This is a genomic window from Pseudomonas sp. NFACC02, assembly GCF_900110765.1.
GTDB lineage: Bacteria > Pseudomonadota > Gammaproteobacteria > Pseudomonadales > Pseudomonadaceae > Aquipseudomonas.
Genome location: NZ_FOEO01000054.1, coordinates 12,416 through 31,906 on the forward strand (window position 1 = coordinate 12,416; position 19,491 = coordinate 31,906).

General features: G+C 61.0%; 16 protein-coding genes. 7 read left to right on the forward strand and 9 right to left on the reverse strand.

The genetic code is table 11. From position 1 onward, the window contains the following. Positions 1-19: 19 nt before the first annotated feature. Genes BMY73_RS25370 through BMY73_RS25395 form a run of 6 tightly spaced genes read left to right on the forward strand, consistent with a single transcriptional unit; the run spans position 20 to position 7,316 of the window. Entirely contained in the window at positions 20-718 is a 699-nt protein-coding gene (locus BMY73_RS25370; protein WP_092410569.1) for an MtnX-like HAD-IB family phosphatase, read from the forward strand. Next, the gene (locus tag BMY73_RS25375; protein ID WP_062388063.1) at positions 711-2,105 is read left to right on the forward strand and encodes an aspartate aminotransferase family protein; all 1,395 of its coding nucleotides are present in this window, start codon (positions 711-713) and stop codon (positions 2,103-2,105) included. Before BMY73_RS25370 ends, BMY73_RS25375 begins: the two co-directional genes overlap by 8 nt. After that, positions 2,102-3,025, forward strand: a complete 924-nt coding sequence (locus BMY73_RS25380) for an alpha/beta hydrolase (RefSeq protein WP_256571378.1) — start codon at positions 2,102-2,104, stop codon at positions 3,023-3,025. Before BMY73_RS25375 ends, BMY73_RS25380 begins: the two co-directional genes overlap by 4 nt. A 3-nt stretch (positions 3,026-3,028) precedes the next feature. Continuing rightward, positions 3,029-4,156 (forward strand): GNAT family N-acetyltransferase, encoded by a 1,128-nt coding sequence (locus BMY73_RS25385; RefSeq protein ID WP_092410571.1) that lies wholly within the window; start codon positions 3,029-3,031, stop codon positions 4,154-4,156. Then, positions 4,153-5,922, forward strand: coding sequence for a sensor histidine kinase (locus tag BMY73_RS25390; protein ID WP_092410573.1), 1,770 nt, complete (start codon positions 4,153-4,155; stop codon positions 5,920-5,922). Before BMY73_RS25385 ends, BMY73_RS25390 begins: the two co-directional genes overlap by 4 nt. Further along, positions 5,919-7,316: a sigma-54-dependent transcriptional regulator gene (locus tag BMY73_RS25395; protein WP_062388079.1), complete on the forward strand. Its 1,398-nt coding sequence runs from the start codon at positions 5,919-5,921 to the stop codon at positions 7,314-7,316. The genes BMY73_RS25390 and BMY73_RS25395 overlap by 4 nt, the downstream gene beginning before the upstream one ends. A gap of 102 nt (positions 7,317-7,418) precedes the next feature. On the opposite strand, the gene BMY73_RS25400 is transcribed toward BMY73_RS25395, so the two are convergent. The 7 genes from BMY73_RS25400 to metE form a co-directional block, all read right to left on the reverse strand. Then, a complete protein-coding gene (locus BMY73_RS25400) occupies positions 7,419-8,348 on the reverse strand; it encodes a PfkB family carbohydrate kinase (RefSeq protein WP_092410575.1) in 930 nt (309 codons plus the stop codon). Further along, positions 8,338-9,807: a purine-cytosine permease family protein gene (locus tag BMY73_RS25405; protein WP_092410577.1), complete on the reverse strand. Its 1,470-nt coding sequence runs from the start codon at positions 9,805-9,807 to the stop codon at positions 8,338-8,340. Before BMY73_RS25405 ends, BMY73_RS25400 begins: the two co-directional genes overlap by 11 nt. Positions 9,808-10,000: 193 nt before the next feature. Beyond that, entirely contained in the window at positions 10,001-11,020 is a 1,020-nt protein-coding gene (locus BMY73_RS25410; protein ID WP_092410579.1) for an ADP-ribosylglycohydrolase family protein, read from the reverse strand. Then, on the reverse strand, positions 11,017-11,730 hold the full coding sequence (locus BMY73_RS25415) for a GntR family transcriptional regulator (RefSeq protein ID WP_175500245.1): 714 nt from the start codon (positions 11,728-11,730) through the stop codon (positions 11,017-11,019). Before BMY73_RS25415 ends, BMY73_RS25410 begins: the two co-directional genes overlap by 4 nt. Positions 11,731-11,899: 169 nt before the next feature. After that, the gene (locus BMY73_RS25420) at positions 11,900-12,568 is read right to left on the reverse strand and encodes a DsbA family oxidoreductase (protein WP_092410583.1); all 669 of its coding nucleotides are present in this window, start codon (positions 12,566-12,568) and stop codon (positions 11,900-11,902) included. A 202-nt stretch (positions 12,569-12,770) separates the two neighbouring features. After that, complete coding sequence (locus BMY73_RS25425; RefSeq protein WP_092410598.1) at positions 12,771-13,763, reverse strand: alpha/beta fold hydrolase; 993 nt, start codon at positions 13,761-13,763, stop codon at positions 12,771-12,773. 281 nt (positions 13,764-14,044) lie between these two features. Then, positions 14,045-16,357 carry a 5-methyltetrahydropteroyltriglutamate--homocysteine S-methyltransferase gene (gene metE / locus BMY73_RS25430; RefSeq protein ID WP_092410585.1) on the reverse strand — a complete coding sequence of 771 codons (2,313 nt, stop codon included), beginning with the start codon at positions 16,355-16,357 and terminating at the stop codon, positions 14,045-14,047. Between the two features lie 107 nt (positions 16,358-16,464). Between metE and metR the strand changes: the two genes are divergently transcribed. Continuing rightward, a complete protein-coding gene (gene metR / locus BMY73_RS25435) occupies positions 16,465-17,382 on the forward strand; it encodes a transcriptional regulator MetR (RefSeq protein ID WP_092410587.1) in 918 nt (305 codons plus the stop codon). 120 nt (positions 17,383-17,502) lie between these two features. Here metR and BMY73_RS25440 read toward each other — a convergent pair whose 3' ends face one another. Both BMY73_RS25440 and ddlA read right to left on the reverse strand, forming a co-directional pair. Beyond that, positions 17,503-17,907 carry an NUDIX hydrolase gene (locus BMY73_RS25440; RefSeq protein ID WP_092410589.1) on the reverse strand — a complete coding sequence of 135 codons (405 nt, stop codon included), beginning with the start codon at positions 17,905-17,907 and terminating at the stop codon, positions 17,503-17,505. Next, positions 17,904-18,995, reverse strand: coding sequence for a D-alanine--D-alanine ligase (gene ddlA, locus BMY73_RS25445; protein ID WP_092410591.1), 1,092 nt, complete (start codon positions 18,993-18,995; stop codon positions 17,904-17,906). Before ddlA ends, BMY73_RS25440 begins: the two co-directional genes overlap by 4 nt. Positions 18,996-19,491 lie beyond the last annotated feature (496 nt).

A 19,491-nucleotide genomic window follows, 5' to 3' on the forward strand; every position in this document is an offset into this window, starting at 1 on the left:
ACAAGACAGGCAACCACAGATGATGCAATGGCATATCGTGTGCGACTTCGACGGGACGATTACCCCGACCGACGTCATCGACAACATTCTGGAACGCTTCGCCGATTCCAGCTGGACAGACATCGAAGACGAGTGGCTCAGTGGCCATATCGGCTCTCGCGAATGCCTGAGCCGACAGTTGGCGTTGGTCAGAGCCTATCCCGCGCAACTGCTGGCGTACTTCGACAGCGTGCAGATCGACCCGCACTTTCCCTCGTTCGTTGAACACGCGCTGACTCTGGGTGCAACGATGGATATCGTCAGTGACGGTCTGGAACAAGGCATCGCGCGCATCCTTTCCCGTCATCAACTGCCCCTGTTACCCATTATCGCCAACGGCCTGCGCCAGGTTGACCGGGACCGCTGGCGCATCGTTTTCCCTCACGCCAGCGACGCCTGTCGTGCAGCGTCGGGCAACTGCAAATGCAAGTCCACCTCCCATGCCAAGCGCGTGCTGGTCATCGGTGACGGCAAGTCCGACATGTGCGTGGCCTCTACCGCCGACTTCGTGTTTGCCAAAGGCACGCTCGCCGAGCATTGCGAACGCAACGACATCCCGTTCGCCCGCTTCGACTCTTTCGCCGAACTCCCGGGTTTGCTGGCCCTGCTGCCTCACAGCCTGCCAACGCCGACCGCCCCACTCCCTCTTGAACAGCAGGAACTCTTTCACCATGTCTGATATCCGCATCGCTACCCCCGAAGACCAGGTGCTTCTGGAAAAAGAAGCCAAATATTGCTCGTATGGCGACACCGTCCATTACATCGACCCGCCACGCATCTTCAGTCGCTGCGAGGGTTCCTACGTTTACGACACCAGCGACCAGGCCTACCTGGACCTGCAAATGTGGTACTCGGCGGTGAACTTCGGCTACGGCAACCCACGCCTGAACAACGCCTTGAAACAGCAGATCGACACCCTGCCGCAGATCGCCAGCCAGTACCTGCACAAAGGCAAGATCGAGCTGTCGGAACACATTGCCGTGGACGCCAGGAAAAAATTCGGTCTGGACGGCCGCGTGCACTTCAACGTCGGCGGTTCGCAGTCCATCGAGGATTCGCTCAAAGTCGTACGCAATGCCAGCAACGGCAAGAGCCTGATGTTCGCCTTCGAAGGTGGCTATCACGGCCGTACGCTGGGTGCATCGTCGATCACTTCGAGCTACCGCTATCGTCGTCGCTACGGCCATTTCGGCGAACGTGCGCAGTTCATCCCGTTTCCCTATCACTTCCGTGGCCCGAAAGGCATGACCAAGGAGGAATACGGCAGCCACTGCGTCCAGCAATTCGCACGCCTCTTCGAGACCGAATACAACGGCGTCTGGGACCCGAAAGTGGGCCAGAGTGAATACGCAGCGTTCTACGTCGAGCCGATTCAAGGCACCGGCGGCTATGTGATACCGCCGATGAACTTCTACAGCGAGCTCAAGCATGTGCTCGACCAGCACGGCATCCTCATGGTGGTCGATGAGATTCAGATGGGGTTCTATCGCACCGGCAAGCTGTGGTCGATCGAACACTTCGACGTCAAACCGGATGTGATCGTGTTCGGCAAGGCCCTCACCAACGGCCTTAATCCACTGGGCGGAATCTGGGCCCGGGAGGAGTTGATCAATCCGAAAATCTTCCCGCCTGGCTCTACCCACTCCACCTTTGCCTCCAACCCATTGGGCACGGCGGTGGGTCTGGAAATGTTCAAGATGACCTCGGAAATCGACTACGGCTCGATGGTCATGAACAAGGGCAAATACTTCCTGGAAGGGCTGCGCGACCTGCAGAAACGTTACCCGATCATCGGCGACGTCGACGGTCTGGGCCTGGCGTTGCGTGCTGAAATCTGCAAACCGGACGGCTTTACGCCGGACAAGGCCACGCTGGACTTCATGGTCGAGGAAGGCATGAAGGGCGACATCGAAATCGACGGCAGACGCCTGGGGCTGGTGCTCGACGTGGGCGGCTACTACAAGAACGTGATCACCCTCGCACCGTCACTGGAAATCAGCTACCCAGAGATCGACCTGGGCATCGCCCTGCTCGACCGCCTGCTGCACCGGGCCATGCAACGATGAGTCCGTCGCCCTCGCAGACCGCGATCGACATGGGCGAAGGCGACGCCGGTTTCATCCTGGGCGATGGCGCGGTGGGTGTGTTGTTGATCCACGGCCTGACGGGCACCCCGACGGAACTGCGTCGGGTCGCCCAAGGCCTGGCGGACAGAGGTTGCACGGTCTACGTGCCGACGCTGGCCGGCCACTGTGGCGACAACGACGACCTGCAGCGCACGCGCTGGAGCGACTGGTACGAAAGTGCCCGTCGCACCTTTGTCGGGGTTCGCCAGCGGCACAGTCAGGTGTTCGTCGGCGGACTGTCGATGGGCGCGGTCATGTCGATGCACATGGCCGCCCAACACCCCGGGCAAATCACCGGGCTGCTGCTGTATTCGACCACCCTGCGCTATGACGGCTGGAACATGCCGTTCGTGGCCAAGTTCACGCACCTCTACATGATGGTGCCGTTTGGCGTACACGTTTGCCGCTTCAACGAAAAGCCACCTTACGGAATCAAGAATCCACGCCTGCGGGCGATCGTCGAGAAGCAGATGAAAGACGGCGAAAGCAACAACGCCGGGCTGTTGACCATGTCCGGCATCAGCGTGCGCGAATTGCACCGCCTGATCGCCGTCGTCAAACGTGGCATGCCACAGGTGACGACGCCTGCGCTGGTGCTGCACTCAGTTGAAGATGACATCACCAGCCGCTGGAACGCCGATTATGTCGAACGCCATCTGGGAGCGCCGGTGGTCAAGGTCCTGCTGGACAACTGCTATCACATGATCACGGTTGATCTGGAATACCGCCAAGTCGTTGCCCTGAGTGCCTCGTTCATCGAAACCCGTGTGCGAGCAAGCCAGGGGGTTGGCGAAACATCAGACGACTGCCCACGTGAGAGCGACCTGATCAACCACGAAGACAACCCCCAACTGGCCTGAATCATGATCACTGCGCACGCCTTTTCCAGCATCCGCTCCATTGACCGTGAAGAATGGAACGGCTGTTTTCCCGGCCTTCTCGAGGACTGGGATTTTTATCTCGCGGTCGAGCAGGCCGGCATCGAACGCTTCACCTGGCGCTACCTGGCGGTCTTTGAAGGTCCTACGTTGTTGGCGGTCGTGCCGGCCTTCATCACCCGCTACAGCCTGAACACCACGATGCAGGGCATCGGAAAGCGCGTTACGGAAACGCTCAACCGGCTCTGGCCCGGTGCGCTCGACCTGCCGTTGTATGCGCTAGGCTCGCCCGTCGCCGAACGCTGCAGCGCAGGGGTTGCCCGCCATGTGCCTGACGGAAAACGTCAGGACGTACTCAAGCGCCTGTTGCAATTGGCCCGGCGCGATGCCGACGACCTCGGCATCGGTTTGCTGGCCGTGAAAGATGCACCCCTTGACGACCGTTTGTGGACCGACACCTGTCGCGGCGAAGGCCTGCAAGTCATGCCGGGTATGCCCAGCGCCCTGCTGCCCGTGTCTTACGAGTCGATGGACGCTTATCTGGGTTCATTGGGGAAGTCCACCCGCAAAGATTTGCGACGCACGCTACGCGGTCCGGCGCCGCGTATCGAATGGCGTCGCCAGATCGATGACCTGCTCCCGGACATGATGCAACTCTACGAATCGACGCTGGCGCGCAGTGATCTACAATTCGAACGGCTCGGCCCGACCTACTTCACGCGCATACTGGAACAGCTCGGCGAGCGAGCGGTGTGCGTGCTGTACTGGATCGACGACAGGCTGGTGGCGTTCAACCTGATGCTGCTGGATGATCAACGCATGATCGACAAAATCTTCGCCCACGACCTGGAACGTACCCGTGAACACAACCTCTATGCACGCAGTTGGCTGGCCAATATCGAATATTGCATCCACAACGGTATCGCAGTGTATGAAGCCGGCCAGGCAGGCTATGCCAACAAGCTCCGCTTTGGCTGCCGCTTCGAAAACAACCTGCTGTTCTTCCGTCATCGCAACCCGGCGCTGAACGGAGTGCTCAAACTGGTCAAACTGTTCGTCCGACCGGACCGATCCGATCCCGCGATGGCGGCGGCAATAAGCGAACATCCATGACTGACACCCCAAAGCATCCTGTCCGAGCGTTTTTTTCTCTTTCGCGCTGGAGCGTCCAGCGCAAGCTGGTGCTGGCATTCTGGCTGGTCAGCGTCATCCCGACCATGATCGCCGCTGAACTGGCCGCCTCCACCCTGTCGCAGATCTTCGAGAGCAACGTACGCATCTGGTTGCAGGAGTCGACCAAGATCGTGATCGATGAAACCACCGAGATCATGCACAACAACGCCCGAGTCGCCCAACTGTTCGAGCGTTATGCGCGCCCCAACGCCGAAGCGGGCAACAAGCGCGACAAGCTGATTGCCGACATTGCCGACGCCATGGGCATCGACGTGGTCGCGCTGATTCGCAGCGATGATCACAGGGTGGTGTTCTCCACCGCCGCCGACGATATCGTCAGCCAGATCAGCCTGGCGCCCAAAGCCGTACTGCAAACCATCCACGAAGGCGGCAATGCCGTAGGCACCGTCGTCTCGACGTTCCACACTGTGCAGGAGGGCGTCGACTATGTCCTGGTGATCGCAACCTATCTGGACAGCAGCTTCCTGACCAGCGTCGCCGATGTGCATTCCCTTGACCTGCGGTTGTACCTGCGCAACCCCACCGGATTCGGGGAAATCTTTTCCACTCAGCGGTTCGAGGACCACCCCACCGAAGTGCCGCCACGCGTCGAGAGCACGCTGCGCGAAACCCGACAACCCAGCGAACAGTCGACTTCGCGGTACAGCGGCCTTTACTCGCCTATATTCAACGACGACGGTGAGCTGCAAGGCGTGATATTCAGTGGCCTTCTGCGCCACTCAACCCTGGTGGGGCTGGTCAATAAGACCAACCTGTTCCTGGCGATTCTGCTGGTCGGCTCAGCGTTGTCGCTGGGCGTCGGCTGGTTGATATCCCAGCACCTGACTCGACCCTTGCGAGGCCTGCGCGAAGGCGTACGGGCGGTGACTGCCGGTGATTACCATCGCCAGGTGGAGGTCATTGGCGGTGATGAACTGGCCGAGCTGAGCGTGACCTTCAACCACATGACCGAGCGCCTGCGCGAACTTCAGCACCTGGAAGCCCAGTTGCGTCGACGAGACCGGCTGCACACGCTGGGCGAAGTGGCCATGGGGCTGGCACACGAGATCCGCAACCCGCTGGGCATCATCAAGACCGCCACGCAATTGCTGCACCGCCGAGCCAGTCTGCCGGCCACCGACATGCGTCATCTGGAATACGTCATCTCCGAAGTGACGCGTATCAACGACCTGATCACCGAGTTTCTCGACTTCGCCAAGCCCAGCGCCCCCATCCGCTCAACACTGCCCGCCCGTCAGTTGCTCGAGGACGTGCTGGGGTTCTGCGCGCCGGAACTGGAAACCCACAACGTCGAGGCCGTGATCGATGAGCGTGCGCCTGGCGCCACGGTGTATGCCGACGCCAGGCAACTGACCCAGGCCTGTCTCAACCTGATCCTCAATGCCATCGATGCCATGCCCTCCGGAGGCCGATTGACACTCTCCATCTCTCGCGGGCAGGCTGACAAAGAGCGTCCCGTCACGATGATCAGCATCAGCGACACGGGTCAGGGTATCGAGCCTGAAATCATTGACCGCATCTTCAACCCCTTCGTCACCACCAAGGCTTCGGGCACAGGGCTGGGTCTGGCCAAGGTGTTCTCGATCATGGAAAACCATGACGGGCGTGTGGAGTGCGTCAGCGAAGCAGGTGCCGGGGCGACGTTCAATCTGTATCTGCCCGCCGATGAAGGAGAACAGGCATGAGCCACAATGTGCTGGTGGTCGACGACGAGCCCAAGCTCTGCGACCTGCTGGCGTCGGCCCTGGGCCAGAACGACATACAGGTGTTCACCGCAGGCAATGGTCTGCACGCACTTGCCGTGCTTGAGCGTGAGGACATCGATCTGGTGATCAGCGACTGGCGCATGCCGGGCATGGACGGTCCGCAATTACTGAGTGAAATCAAACAGCGCTTTCCCCAATTGCCCGTGATCGTGATGACCGCCTACAGCACGGTCAAGAATGCCGTGCAGTCGATGCGCAACGGCGCCTACGACTACATCAGCAAACCGTTCGATATCGACGAGCTGGACATTACCGTTCACAAGGCGCTGCAGTTTCGCGACATCTTGCGCGACAACCAGCGCCTGCGCGCGGAGCTGAACGAGCATCAACAGATCGAAAGCCTCGTCGGCGACAGCCCGGCGTTCCGGCGGGTCTTGCAGGCTGTGGATTCGGTGCGCGAAAGCAGCGCAACCATTCTGCTCACGGGCGAGAGTGGCACGGGCAAGGAAATGGTCGCGCGCGCTATTCATCAACACGGCAATCGCGCCGACAAGCCGTTTGTCGCGGTGAACTGCGCGGCGATTCCCGAGGGTCTGCTGGAAAGCGAGATGTTCGGGCACAAGAAAGGCGCGTTCACGGGTGCGGTGTCCGATCGCGTGGGTCGCTTTCAACAGGCCGACAAGGGAACGCTGTTTCTCGATGAAGTGGGCGACATGCCGCTGGCGTTGCAGGCGAAGATTTTGCGGGCTTTGCAGGAGCGCGTGATCGAGCCGGTCGGTGATACCCGCGAGCGCAAGGTGGATGTACGGGTGATCGCGGCGACCAACAAGAACCTTCTCGATGCGGTGGCGCGCAAGGAGTTTCGCGAAGACTTGTATTACCGGTTGAATGTCTTTCCGATACCGCTGCCCGCTTTGCGCGAGCGGGTGGAAGACATTCCATCGTTGGCACGGCATTTTGCCCTGACCCTGGGTGCCACGGCAGGCAAACGCATCAACGGCTTCAGCCCGCAGGCCCTGCTCGCCATGACGAATTACACCTGGCCCGGCAATATTCGCGAGCTGCAGAACTGTGTGGAGCGCGCGACCATCGTCGCGTCCGGCAGCATCATCGAAGAGTCTGATCTGCCGGCCTATCTGTTCGGCTCAAGGCCAGTGGAGGGCTCCAGCGCAAGCATTCTCAGCGAGGGTCCGGGCATTCCCAAGGACCTCGATGCGGCGCTGGCTGAAGTGGAAAAAGCCTACATTCTGGCGGCGCTGCAAGAGACCCACGGCGTTCAGGCGGCAGCGGCACAACGGATCGGCATCTCCGAGCGCAGCTTGTGGTATCGGCTCAAGAAACTGGAGATCCATGTCGACAAGATTGTGCGTTAAACCGGGCAGACGACAACGTTGCAGGATGAGCTTGCGCGCGATTGCAGGGTGTCAGCCAGCCCATGCGTGGCAAGAGGAATGCAATCACGGGCAAGCGCGCGCCTACCGTTGCGCGCTCGCAATCAACTCATCCACCTCATCGGCCTTCGGCGCCGTCGCCGGGCCCCAACGGGTGACCGCAATCGCTGCCGCCGCATTGGCGCGCACAGCGGACTGTTCCACGGAAAGCCCCGCTGCCAATCCGGCCAGCAGCACACCGGCATGCGCATCGCCTGCGCCGTTGGTGTCGATGGCCGTGACCGGAAAACCGGGCACCTGTTGCGCGATGCTCCCCTGACGAATCCAGCAACCTTGTGGGCCGTCGCGCACCACGATCAACGCGTCTTCGCTCAACCACTCAGCCAATTGCTCCAGCGCATCGGCAATCGTCCCGCAGCCGGTGAAGCGCAGCGCTTCCTCGCAGTTGCTGTTCCACAACGTGATGAGCGGCAGCACGGCCTGCATCTCGGCGCTGTCCGGTGAATCCACCAGCGGTCCCGGATCGAACACCACACCTGCGCCTTTCGGCAACTCTCCCAGCCAACTCAGCAACGTCGACACTTTGTGCTTGTGCAGCAGGCTGTACCCGCTGACGAACACATAGTCGCCGGGCTGAACCGTGACGCTGTGCAGGTCCTCTCCTGATAAGCCACCCTCTGCGCCGACGTAGGAGATGAATGAGCGCTCGGCCGACGGTTCGATCAAAGCCACCGACAAGCCGGTGTCATGATCTTGCGAAACGGGCGTGACGATTTCGATGCCTTCGGCGGTCATCGCCCCACGAGCCAGGTCGCCAAAGCGACCCGTGCCGTGACGACCGAGATAGACCGTCTGCAGGCCATTGCGACAGGCGGCGGCCATCACGTTGAAACCACCGCCGGTTTCGAACGTGGCCGAGCGGGCAAGCACATCGCCTCCCGAACTCGGCAGCGCATCGAGCGCCATGACCAGATCCACCACAACCTGGCCGGTGTACAGCAATCTAGCGGGCATGAGCAGTCTCTTTGGTGACGACACGGCGGTCACGGGCACCGCCGAGCAATGCGTACAGGCCGCCCGCAACCACGAACGTCACGATCCAGCCCAGCCCGTTGTGACCGAACCAGGAGTCAGACAGCAAGCCCTTGAACAGCACGTTTTCCGGGGTGGTCGCGACGGTGGTGAAGCTGAAACCCAGCACGATCGCCAGTGCCCACGCACCCAGCGCACGCCACTCGACACCACCGCGATACCAATAGGCGCTGCGCGGGGATACGTCCATCAGGTCGTTGGCCGAATAGTAGTGGCGATGCATGAGGTCAACCACGAAGATCCCGACCCACGCCGTGATCGGCACAGCCAGCATCGAGATGAACGTGATGAACGGACCGTAGAAACTGTCCGCGATCAACATGAAGTAAATCGAACCGGCGAAGATCGCCACGATGTCGACGATCACCGCGTGAACGCGCTTGATCTTCAGGCCCAGGGTCAGCGTGGTCAGGCCCGCCGAGTACACCGACAGGTTGTTCGACAGCAGCAAGCCGCCGAATGCGGTGATCAGGTAAGGCACCGCCATCCAGGTCGGCAGCAGTTCGCGAATCGCGATGATCGGGTCGGTCGCCGAGGCCAGGTGATCGTTGCCCACCGACAGCAGGCCGCCGAGGGTGATCAGCAAGACCAGCGGAATGCCCGCGCCGAACGCTGCGGAGGCGACCAGGCGACTGGCCTTGACGCTGCCGTGCTGATAGCGAGACATGTCAGCGCCCGCGTTCGCCCAACCGATTCCGGTCCCTGCCGCCATGGTGCCCACCCCGATAATCATTGCGCTCAGCGGCGCCGGGGTGGCGTTGAACACCGCTGTCCAGTCGATGTGCGCGATCAGGAAGCCGCCGACGATCAGGTTCAGCGCACCAAAAATGTAGGTCGACCACTTTTGGATGACCAGCAAGGTGGCGTGGCCCAAACCCGAGACCGTCAGGGTCATCAGCACGAAGATCGCGATGAACAGCAACGTCAGGCCGGGCGAGTTTTTCGCCTCGACCGCCGTGCCGAACAGGATCGAACACAACGACAGCAGCACGAACGCCGCGGTAGTGGTGTTCACGGTTTCCCACCCCAGACGGGACATCAGCGAAACGATGGTAGGACCGATGTTGCCACGCACCCCGAAGATGGCGCGCGACAGGGTAAGGCTCGGCGCGCGACCGCGACGGCCTGCGATGGAAATCACACCCACCACGGCAAAGGAACCTGCAGCGCCAAGTATCGCCACGATGATGGCCTGCCCGATCGACAGGCCGCGAAAGGCCACCAGCGTCGCACCCAACGGCAAGCCGAGAATACTGATGTTGGCCGCGAACCAGACCCAGAAAAGTTGCAGCGGATGGCCGTTGCATTCGTTTTCCGGAACCGGCTCGATGCCGCGTGTTTCAAGCTGTCCTGCGCCTTGAGCGGCGTTGGATGACGTCATGGGAAGTGCTCCTGTTGCCATTTGTTCTGGTTGTGGGCAGTACGCAACGCAAGTGACATCCCTGTCGCAGGACGCCTTCGGTGCCCGTTCTGGACAGCAAAAGGCTCCGGATTGCCGCCTTGGTCAGGGCAATGTATGTGTCTCTCTTATTGAATGGTTGATTCCGCTGTTCCGTTCAACCTGCCGGCGTCGATCAGACCGCCGCGCGCAACGACAGCAAATGCTCGACCACCGGGTAAAGTTCGAGCCCGTTCACGGTCTTGATCTGTTCAATCAGCTCGGCCGGCCAGGCGCTCATGCCTTGGCACGCACCCAGCATCGCGCCAAGAATGGCGGCGATGGTGTCGGTATCACCGCCCAGGCTCGCGGCCATGCATACGGCGTCGAAGGCTGAAAGTTTCGTCGCGGCAACCTGATGGGCCAGCGCAAAAGCGGCCACCACCGACTCCTGTGACGCCACTGAGGTGCCGATCACGTCGTAGATCACCTGAGGCAGTTGTTCATTGCTGCAGTCGGCGCAGAGCTTTTTCGCCCAGAGAATACGTGCCGCAATGCGGCCGCCAGCCACCCAGTGACCGTGACGCTCGGCGCGTTGCGCAATGCGCACAGCGGTGTCCAGCGCGTCAATGAGGCTGACACCGCTGACGCCCGCCGAAACCACTGCCGCGACGGCTGCAGCGCTGGAAATGCCGAGGGTCGTGTTATGGGTGACCTGACACGCCTGCATGACCGACTCGACGAATGGCTCCTCCTCGTGAACGTCAGCGGCGATGCCAACCGGCGTAATCCGCATGGCGGCGCCATTGGTGGTGCCGAACCGGCCCGACTCTTCAGGGCTGTGGCCTGCCAAAATCATTTCGATAGCACGCTTGGTGGACGGGCCAAGCAAGTCTTGCGAGCCTTTGGCCTGCATCACCACTTCCCAGTCGATCAGGCTCTGCGCCAGGTCCGACGGCTCAATGCGCCCGCCGCCGGCAATTAGCAGCTCCGCCACCAGCACCGCTTGCTCGGTGTCGTCGGTGATGGAGCCGGCCGCCATGTTCGGGGCAATGGGTTGGTCAGCGTCGGCAGCGGTCAGGGTGGTAATGCAGTCAAAGCGTTGCCTGATCTGCTCGCGACTCAACGACTGCGTGGGCATACCCAACGCGTCGCCAAGGGCCAGGCCGTAGAAAGCGCCCAGTGCGCGGTCGCGAGTGTCGATCAATGCAGTCATGTAGACGATCCGAAAGCCAGGTGAAGACGAAAGTGCACGGGATCCAGAAGGCTTTCCACGTGCTCCATGAAACGGTGTCGCCGGTCGAACGTGGTCCTCGTCGCTTTCAGAAACACCGAGCCCGGTTTGCGCAACATCAGCGCGGCATCGTCGTGACTCAACGGCTCCGCGCCGATCCACTGGTCGCCGCGATCACCGACATAACCATGAGCGGCCAGAGTGACGGTCAGCGAGTCATCGATGAGGCCGTCGCGCGGCAGGTTTTCCAGGCCATCCAGGGCAGGGATCAGTACCCGTTCCAGCGACACCACACTGCCGTCCTCCGCCGTACGCCGGCGATCCAGCGCAATGAAATCCACAGTGCCGAAGCGGCCCTCCAGATCAGGACGCTGCACGGCGACGAGCCGCAGGATTTCAGTGCTGACCCGGGCCCCGGTGTCAGCCAGGGCCTGCGCCCAGCCTGCGCGCTGATCCAGGGAAACTCCGTCGTAGGTCACGATCGACCCCACGCCTGTCTGGGTCGCGATGTAGTTGCGACGCTTGAGTTCCGACAGCGCCTCACGCAGGGTACCGCGACTGACGTTGAACTCCTGCGCCAGGAGGTTTTCACCTGGAAGCAACTCACCGGAACCCATCTGGCCGGTTTCTATGCGTCGGGCGAGCTCATCGACCACGCGCTTCTTCTTGTCGAATCGAACCTGTCTAATCATGTACAAATTGATATCCGAAAGTGGTTGAAGGGAGCAAGCGGTTTTTAAAGCGAGCGTGGAAATTTTTGAGGCGGTTGCCGTGCGTCGCGAGCAGGTTCACCTTCAACCGGGCACCGAGGAGCCCGTCAAAAGCGAGCCTGCTCGCGGCCGCGTCAGTCAGCGTAGCTCATCATTCGTCGGCATTGATGACGCTCGACTGTTCACTGATGATCTGACGAATGGCACTCACAAACACGTCAACTGGCTGGCCACCGGTCACCGCGTATCGGTCGTTGAAAACGATGGTCGGTACCGAACTGACACCGCGTGTGACCCAGAGCTCCTCCAGTTCACGCACTTGAGCGGCGTACTGGTCGGATGCCAGTACCGCCTCGGCCCGACCCCGGTCGAGGCCGACTTTCTGCGCAACGTCCGCCAGCACCTTATGGCTGGACACATCGGCATGCTGGCTGAAATAAGCGGTGAACAGCGCCTCTTTCAACGCCTGTTGCCTGCCCTCGAGTTCAGCCCAATGCAGCAGACGATGCGCGTCGAACGTGTTGTAAATCCGGCGTTCGCCCTGCGTGAAGACGAACCCCAGTTCCGCTCCGCGCTGACGAATGTTCTCGGCATTGGCCTGGAACTGCTCGCGCGTCGAGCCGTATTTCTCGGCAATGTGCTCGAAGATCTCCTGCCCCTCGGGCCCCATCTTCGGGTTGAGCTCGAACGGCTGGAAGTGAATCTGCGCCTGGACTTCTTCACCCAGGTGCTCAAGCGCCTGATCCAGCGCTCGCAAGCCGATGATGCACCACGGGCAGGAAACGTCGGAGATGAAATCGATTTTCAGCGGAGTGCTCATGGCAGCCTCATGCAAAAGAGGAAAAACACCACGATACGCCGATCAGGCTGAGGGACAAACCCGTAGGCACGGTGTGCCATTTTTCAGATGCGGTAATTCCAGGCACACGCCGCAGCGGTTGAACGACGCAGTCCTTGTAGGAGACGTCCGAGGTTACGAGGGCAGCGAACGCGGTCTGCCAACGACCCTCAATGTGCCTGCTTCACAGTTGCGCCACGTGTGACGCGTCCTCGCGATGCTCGCGCAGGTAAGGCAAGACGGCAGCCAGCAGTGGTGCCTTGAAGGCTTCCTGGAAGCGATGCGCCAACCCCGGAATCAGCTTCAACTGGCTGCCTTGAATATGCGCGGCGACGTGAATGCCGTGCATCACCGGCAATAACGGATCGGCGGTGCCATGCACCACCAGCGTTGGAACGCGCAGGCGGTTCAACAACTCGACGCGGCTGGGCTCGGCGAGTATCGCCAGAATCTGCCGCTTAACACCCTCAGGATTGAACGCGCGATCGTAGGCAATGGCCGCCTGTTGCAAGAGCTTTTGCCGATCATCCTTCACCTCAGGACTGCCGAGTGCGGCCAGCAAGTCAGCCTGTTGTTCGAGCGCCGTCTGCCGATCAGGCGCACCACGGCGCGCGAGCAGTTGCAGCAGCGCAGGGCTGGGCATCGGCAAACCGGGGGCGCCTGAACTGGTCATGATCAGGGTCAGACTTTCTACGCGCTTCGGCGCCATGTCCGCCAGATGCTGAGCGATCATCCCGCCCATGCTCGCGCCCAGCACATGGAAACGCTGAATGTGCAGAGTGTCCATCAAGCCAATGGCATCCTGGGCCATGTCGGTCAGGGAATACGGCGCTGATACCGGCAGGCCAATCTTGTAGCGCAGCACTTCATACGTCAGGTTCGCACTGGCAGGTGCCTGAACCCAGGTCGACAAACCGACATCACGGTTGTCGTAGCGAATGACGCGAAACCCTTGCTGACACAGCGCGACCACGACCTCGTCCGGCCAGTGAATCAGCTGCCCACCCAACCCCATCACCAGCAGCAGCGCCGGGTCCGAATCACGACCGATACTTTGATACGCCAAGTGCACTTCATGGAGCTCGGCCACTTGCGTGGGAACGTTGACGTCGCATCGAGAAGCCGCGAAAGACGGCAAGCTGCACACCAGCGCAGCCAGGAAAAATAAAACCCGCATGGAAAACACCGAAACGCAGAACCCCAGTAGGCCGCGAGTCTGATGAAGTTTGTTCAAGCGCGCTGCCACAGTTGCGTGACATTTTGATGAAGGGGGCTGGACGGTCGTGAAGCAGCTACGAGGCGGGAGCGACAAAAAAACAGCAGACTGCGCCTGCCTCGGTGCCTCAGTTGAGGGTGATAGAAACTGTAGGAGCGCGCTTGCCCGCGATTGCGATCTGTCAGATGTGTCGGCGTTAACTGACACTCCGCAATCGCGGGTAAGCGCGCTTCTACACGTGGTCAGGCCAGCTCAGACCTCAACTGCCGAGCCGCGGCCACCATGTTCACCAATGCCGCCTCTGTTTCAGGCCACGCACGGGTCTTCAAGCCGCAATCAGGGTTTACCCACAACCGCTCCGCCGGAATGCACTGCACCGCCTTGCTCATCAGCGTGACCATTTCCGCCGTGTCCGGCACCCGCGGAGAATGGATGTCGTAAACACCCGGGCCGATGTCATTCGGGTAATCAAACGCCTTGAATGCCTCCAGCAATTCCATATTCGAGCGCGAGGTTTCAACCGTGATCACGTCGGCATCCATGGCGGCAATGGACGCGATCACCTCATTGAACTCGCTGTAGCACATGTGGGTGTGAATCTGGGTTTCGTCCCGCACACCCGAGGCGCACAGACGAAACGCTTCCACCGCCCAGTCCAGGTACTCGGTCCACTGAGCGCGACGCAACGGCAACCCCTCACGGAAGGCCGCTTCGTCGATCTGCACAATCTTGATACCCGCGTTCTCCAGATCCGCCACTTCGTCACGAATCGCCAACGCCAGCTGCTGCGCCTGCACCTGGCGCGACACGTCTTCACGCGGAAACGACCACATCAGCAGGGTCACCGGCCCGGTCAGCATGCCCTTCATCACCTTGTCGGTCAGGCTCTGCGCGTACGCGATCCAGTCCACGGTCATCGCCTGCGGTCGGCTCACGTCGCCCACGATCACCGCCGGTTTCACACAACGGGAACCGTAGCTTTGAACCCAACCGAAGCGACTGAACGCGTAGCCGTCCAGTTGCTCGGCGAAGTACTCGACCATGTCGTTACGCTCGGCTTCGCCATGCACCAGCACGTCCAGCCCCAGACGCTCCTGCGTTTCCACGGCATGGCGAATCTCGGCGCGCATGGCGTCGTGGTAATCATTGGCCGACAGCTTGCCCTGCTTCCACGACTGACGAGCCAGACGGATCGACGCGGTCTGTGGGAAGGAGCCGATGGTGGTCGTCGGAAACGCCGGAAGATTCAGGCGGGCACGCTGGACTTCGATGCGTTCGGCAAACGCCGATTGGCGCTGGCTGTCGGCGGCGGTAATCGCGGCCACACGCGCCTGCACCTCAGGCTTATGAATGCGTGGCGACTGTTTACGGCTCAATTGCACGGCGCGGCTTTCGGCAAACGCGGTCTGTACGCGCTCGGCCTGAGGGTCGTTGAGGGCAGTGCTGAGGATCGAAATTTCGGCACATTTCTGCCTGGCGAAGGCCAGCCAGCTTTTCAATTCGGCGTCCAGTTGGTCTTCGCGTTCCAGATCGACCGGACTGTGCAGCAGCGAGCAGGAACCCGCGACCCACAGGTTGTCGGCGAAACGCAGCTTAGCTTCGAGCAACCCCTCGTGCGCGGCTTCCAGGTCGCAACGCCAGACGTTGCGGCCGTTCACCACGCCGAGCGACAACACTTTGTATGTCGGCAGACGATCCAGCAAAGCCGGCAATTGCTCGGGCGCGCGCACCAGATCGACATGGAGACCGGCCACGGGCAGCGCAACCGCCAGGCCAAGGTTGTCCTCCAGGCCGCCGAAATAGGTAGCGATGAGTTTCTTCAGCGGCGAGTACTGCAGGCTGTGGTAGGCGCGTTCAAAGGCGTTTTTCCAGTCCTGCGGCAGATCCAGGCTGAGAATCGGCTCGTCGATCTGCACCCATTCCACGCCCTGCCCGGCCAGACGACCGAGGATTTCGCCGTAGATTGGCAGCAAGCGGTCCAGCAGTTCGAGCTTGTCGAAGCTGTCGCCTTTGGCCTTGCCCAGCCACAGATACGTCAGCGGGCCGATGATCACCGGCTTGACCTGATGGCCCAGCGCCGTGGCTTCGTCGACTTCTTCGAACAACTGTTCCCAGCTCAACTGGAACCGTTGATCCCGGGTGAATTCCGGTACCAGGTAGTGGTAGTTGGTGTCGAACCACTTGGTCAACTCCTGAGCGTATTGCGCCTGTCCGTGACTGCCGCCGCAGCAGGGACTGGAGGCGCCGCGGGCCATGGCGAACAGCGTGTCGAGGGTCGGCAGGCCCTTTTCGTTTTTTAACTCGGCGAAGCGCTCGGGGATCACGCCGAAGGTCAGCGAATGCGTCAGCACCTGGTCATACCACGCGAAATCTCCCACCGGCAGCAGGTCGATGCCCGCATCTTTCTGTAGCTGCCAGTGAGTCGCGCGCAGCTTACATCCTACCGATTGCAGGCCCGCCTGATCGAGATCGCCTTTCCAGTACGCTTCCAGTGCTTTCTTCAGTTCGCGGTCGGCGCCGATGCGCGGAAATCCAAGGTTATGGGCCAAGGCCATGACAACTACTCCACTCAAAATATGGCGCCATTGTCGACACTCGCGGCCACATGAGACAAACTCATTGTTTTCGTGTTGATCACAAAATTCATTCATGGAGCGCCACGGTGCTTGAGATACGCCACCTGAAAACCCTGCACGCGCTGCGGGAGGCCGACAGCCTGGTCGATGCCGCCGATCGCCTGCATCTGACGCAATCCGCCCTGTCGCACCAGTTCAAGGAGCTGGAGGAGCGCATGGGCATGCCGCTCTTCGTGCGCAAGACCAAACCGGTGCGCTTCACCAGCGCCGGCCTGCGGCTGCTGCAACTGGCCGACTCGGTCCTGCCGCAACTGCGCAATGCCGAGCGGGATATCTCGCGACTGGCGGGCGGTGTGGCCGGGCGTTTGCACATGGCGATCGAGTGCCACAGCTGCTTCCAGTGGCTGATGCCGACCATCGATCAGTTCCGGGATGCATGGCCTGAAGTGGAGCTGGACCTGGCCTCGGGCTTTGCCTTCGCGCCCTTGCCGGCGCTGGCCCGTGGCGATCTTGACCTGGTGGTGACCTCGGACCCGGTGGACCTGGCAGGCATTACCTACGTGCCGCTGTTCACTTACGAAGCCATGCTCGCCGTGGCCAACCAACACCCGCTGGCGAGCAAGCCCTTCGTCGTTCCGAACGACCTGGCCACCGAGACGTTGATCACCTACCCGGTCGAGCGTGACCGGCTGGACATCTTCACGCGCTTCCTTGAGCCGGCCGACGTCGAACCTGCGCAGGTACGTACATCGGAGCTGACGGTCATGATGATGCAGCTTGTTGCCAGTGGCCGGGGAGTGTGTGGGATGCCGCACTGGGCGTTGCATGAATACAGCTCACGCGGCTATGTAAAGGCCAGGCGGCTGGGGGAGAAAGGTCTGTTTGCGACGCTGTACGCGGCCATTCGCACGGACATGCTGGACGCGCCCTACATGCGTGACTTTCTGCTGACAGCGAAAGATACGTCGTTCTCGACGCTGGATGGGGTCAGTGCCGTGCGGTGATTTGGGAAATCCGGGTGCAGGAACTTGCTTGCCCGCGATTGCGGCGTGTCTGTCATGACGGCGGTGAGTGACACACCGCCGTCGCGGGCAAGCGCGCTCCTACAAGGTTTGCTGCAGGACTCAGGCGCTTTGCAGCCTTCGGTACAACGGCAAGATCGAATCTCGCGTCAGCGGCGCCAAAGACAGATGGTTCACATCACCGGCATCGACCCACATGATTTCTTCGATCTCGGCCGCTGGCGTGACGTCTTGCGCAACGTCCAGTCGATAGAGCTGGCAGTTCACTTCAAAGCCGGGCTCGTTGGCGGCTGACGCTGAAAATTCGCCCAGAAACTCAGCCTGCTCCGGTTCGATTAGCAGCCCGAGCTCTTCGTGAAGCTCCCGCGTCAACGCATTCACCGGCGTCTCGCCCGCATCGATCTTGCCGCCCGGCTGCATGAACGCCTGCGTTCCGCGCTTGCGCACCAGCAGGGTTCGACCGTCGGCACCGATCAGCAGCGCCGCCGCGATGCGAATGACCTTCACAGCACCACCTCGGTTTTCAGAGCGCGATGCTCGTCGGCGCGTTCCAGCGCCAGCACGATCAATCGGTCAATCAGCTCGGGATAGCTCAAGCCACTGGCCTGCCAGAGTTTCGGGTACATGCTGATGGAGGTGAAACCGGGAAGGGTGTTGACCTCGTTGATGATGATTTCACGAGCCTCGGTGACGAAGAAATCTACCCGCGACAGGCCGGCACATCCCAGTACGCGGTAGGCCTGCAACGCGACTTCACGCACGGCTTCACCGAGGTCTGCCGACAGCTCGGCGGGGATTGCGATCCGCGCCTGCCCGTCGTTCAGGTACTTGGTGTCATAGGCGTAGAACTCATCGTTGGCGACCACCTCGCCGCACACGCTGACCTGCGGGGCATGGTTGCCCAGCACTGCGCATTCCACCTCACGCCCAACCATGCCCTGTTCGATCAAGACCTTGTTGTCGTAGTCGAACGCCAGCTTCAGCGCAGCAAGGTAGCTGGCCTCGTCCGTAACCTTGCTGACCCCGACGGAGGAGCCCTGACTGGCCGGCTTGACGAACAGCGGCAGCCCCAACTGCGCCGACACGCTGACAAAGTCCACGGACTCACCCCGGTGCAGAACCACGAACGGCGCCACGGCAATTCCGGCGTCACGGAGCAGGCGCTTGGTCACGTCCTTGTCCATGCACACCGCCGAACCCAGCACGTCGGGGCCGACGAACGGAATATCCAGCAGGCGCAACAAGCCCTGTAGCGAACCGTCTTCGCCAGTGCTGCCATGGATCAGCGGAAAGACCACATCAATGCGCGGCACTTCCAGCCCGGTTTCCACCTCAACGAACTGAGGGCCTTGGGCGCCGGGCATCAGCGACAGCAGTCGACCGGATTCACTGAGCTTGATGTGCGCGGGATCGCTGGCGTTCTGCAGGTAATCGCGCTCGTCAAACCGCAGCCAGTGGCCTTGTTTGTCGATGCCGATGAGGGTGACGTAGTAGTTGTTGCGATCAATCGCATTGATCACGTTGCGTGCCGATTGCAACGACACTTCATGTTCGGAGGATTGCCCACCGAAAACGATGGCGACTGACTTTTTCAAAGGGGAAACTCCTGGATTTCAGGTCGCAGAGCTAAAAGCAATTTGCGCCGTTAGTCCAGTGCCCGGGGCATCTGAATGACGGAATGTCCATCCGGAACACCGATTAATGGCTGAACCGGAAACTGAAGGACCGGCGTGACGCACCACCTTGCCCGCGATCTGCTTCTGCCGAATGCATAGGAGCAATTGTCTTCCTCACATCATATGTACAGCCTCGTCGGAGGCTTCTGCCGCAAGATGTAGGAGCGCGGCTTGTCCCGCGATCTAGCGTCAGACGACTCGGTTGTACCTGATACACCGCATGCACAGGTCTTGCTGCCGCTACGCGCCAGATCGCGGGACAAGCCACGCTCCTACAGTTAAGAATGCAGCGCGGACGATTGATGCACGCATCCAGAAAGCGAGGAGCGTTAGCTCCAGCCCATACTGTTCATATGCGCGACAGTCCAGACACCACAAATCGCGACTTGGGTGCAGGCCAAACGCAGACGACGCG

Excerpts from the sequence above, each read along its gene's own strand:
- BMY73_RS25415 (WP_175500245.1), bottom strand. The coding sequence starts at position 11,730 with ATGATTAGACAGGTTCGATTCGACAAGAAGAAGCGCGTGGTCGATGAG.
- BMY73_RS25395 (WP_062388079.1), top strand. The coding sequence starts at position 5,919 with ATGAGCCACAATGTGCTGGTGGTCGACGACGAGCCCAAGCTCTGCGAC.
- BMY73_RS25420 (WP_092410583.1), bottom strand. The coding sequence starts at position 12,568 with ATGAGCACTCCGCTGAAAATCGATTTCATCTCCGACGTTTCCTGCCCG.
- BMY73_RS25405 (WP_092410577.1), bottom strand. The coding sequence starts at position 9,807 with ATGACGTCATCCAACGCCGCTCAAGGCGCAGGACAGCTTGAAACACGC.
- BMY73_RS25390 (WP_092410573.1), top strand. The coding sequence starts at position 4,153 with ATGACTGACACCCCAAAGCATCCTGTCCGAGCGTTTTTTTCTCTTTCG.
- metE (WP_092410585.1), bottom strand. The coding sequence starts at position 16,357 with ATGGCCTTGGCCCATAACCTTGGATTTCCGCGCATCGGCGCCGACCGC.
- BMY73_RS25410 (WP_092410579.1), bottom strand. The coding sequence starts at position 11,020 with ATGACTGCATTGATCGACACTCGCGACCGCGCACTGGGCGCTTTCTAC.
- BMY73_RS25400 (WP_092410575.1), bottom strand. The coding sequence starts at position 8,348 with ATGCCCGCTAGATTGCTGTACACCGGCCAGGTTGTGGTGGATCTGGTC.
- BMY73_RS25370 (WP_092410569.1), top strand. The coding sequence starts at position 20 with ATGATGCAATGGCATATCGTGTGCGACTTCGACGGGACGATTACCCCG.
- BMY73_RS25425 (WP_092410598.1), bottom strand. The coding sequence starts at position 13,763 with ATGCGGGTTTTATTTTTCCTGGCTGCGCTGGTGTGCAGCTTGCCGTCT.
- BMY73_RS25380 (WP_256571378.1), top strand. The coding sequence starts at position 2,102 with ATGAGTCCGTCGCCCTCGCAGACCGCGATCGACATGGGCGAAGGCGAC.
- BMY73_RS25385 (WP_092410571.1), top strand. The coding sequence starts at position 3,029 with ATGATCACTGCGCACGCCTTTTCCAGCATCCGCTCCATTGACCGTGAA.
- BMY73_RS25375 (WP_062388063.1), top strand. The coding sequence starts at position 711 with ATGTCTGATATCCGCATCGCTACCCCCGAAGACCAGGTGCTTCTGGAA.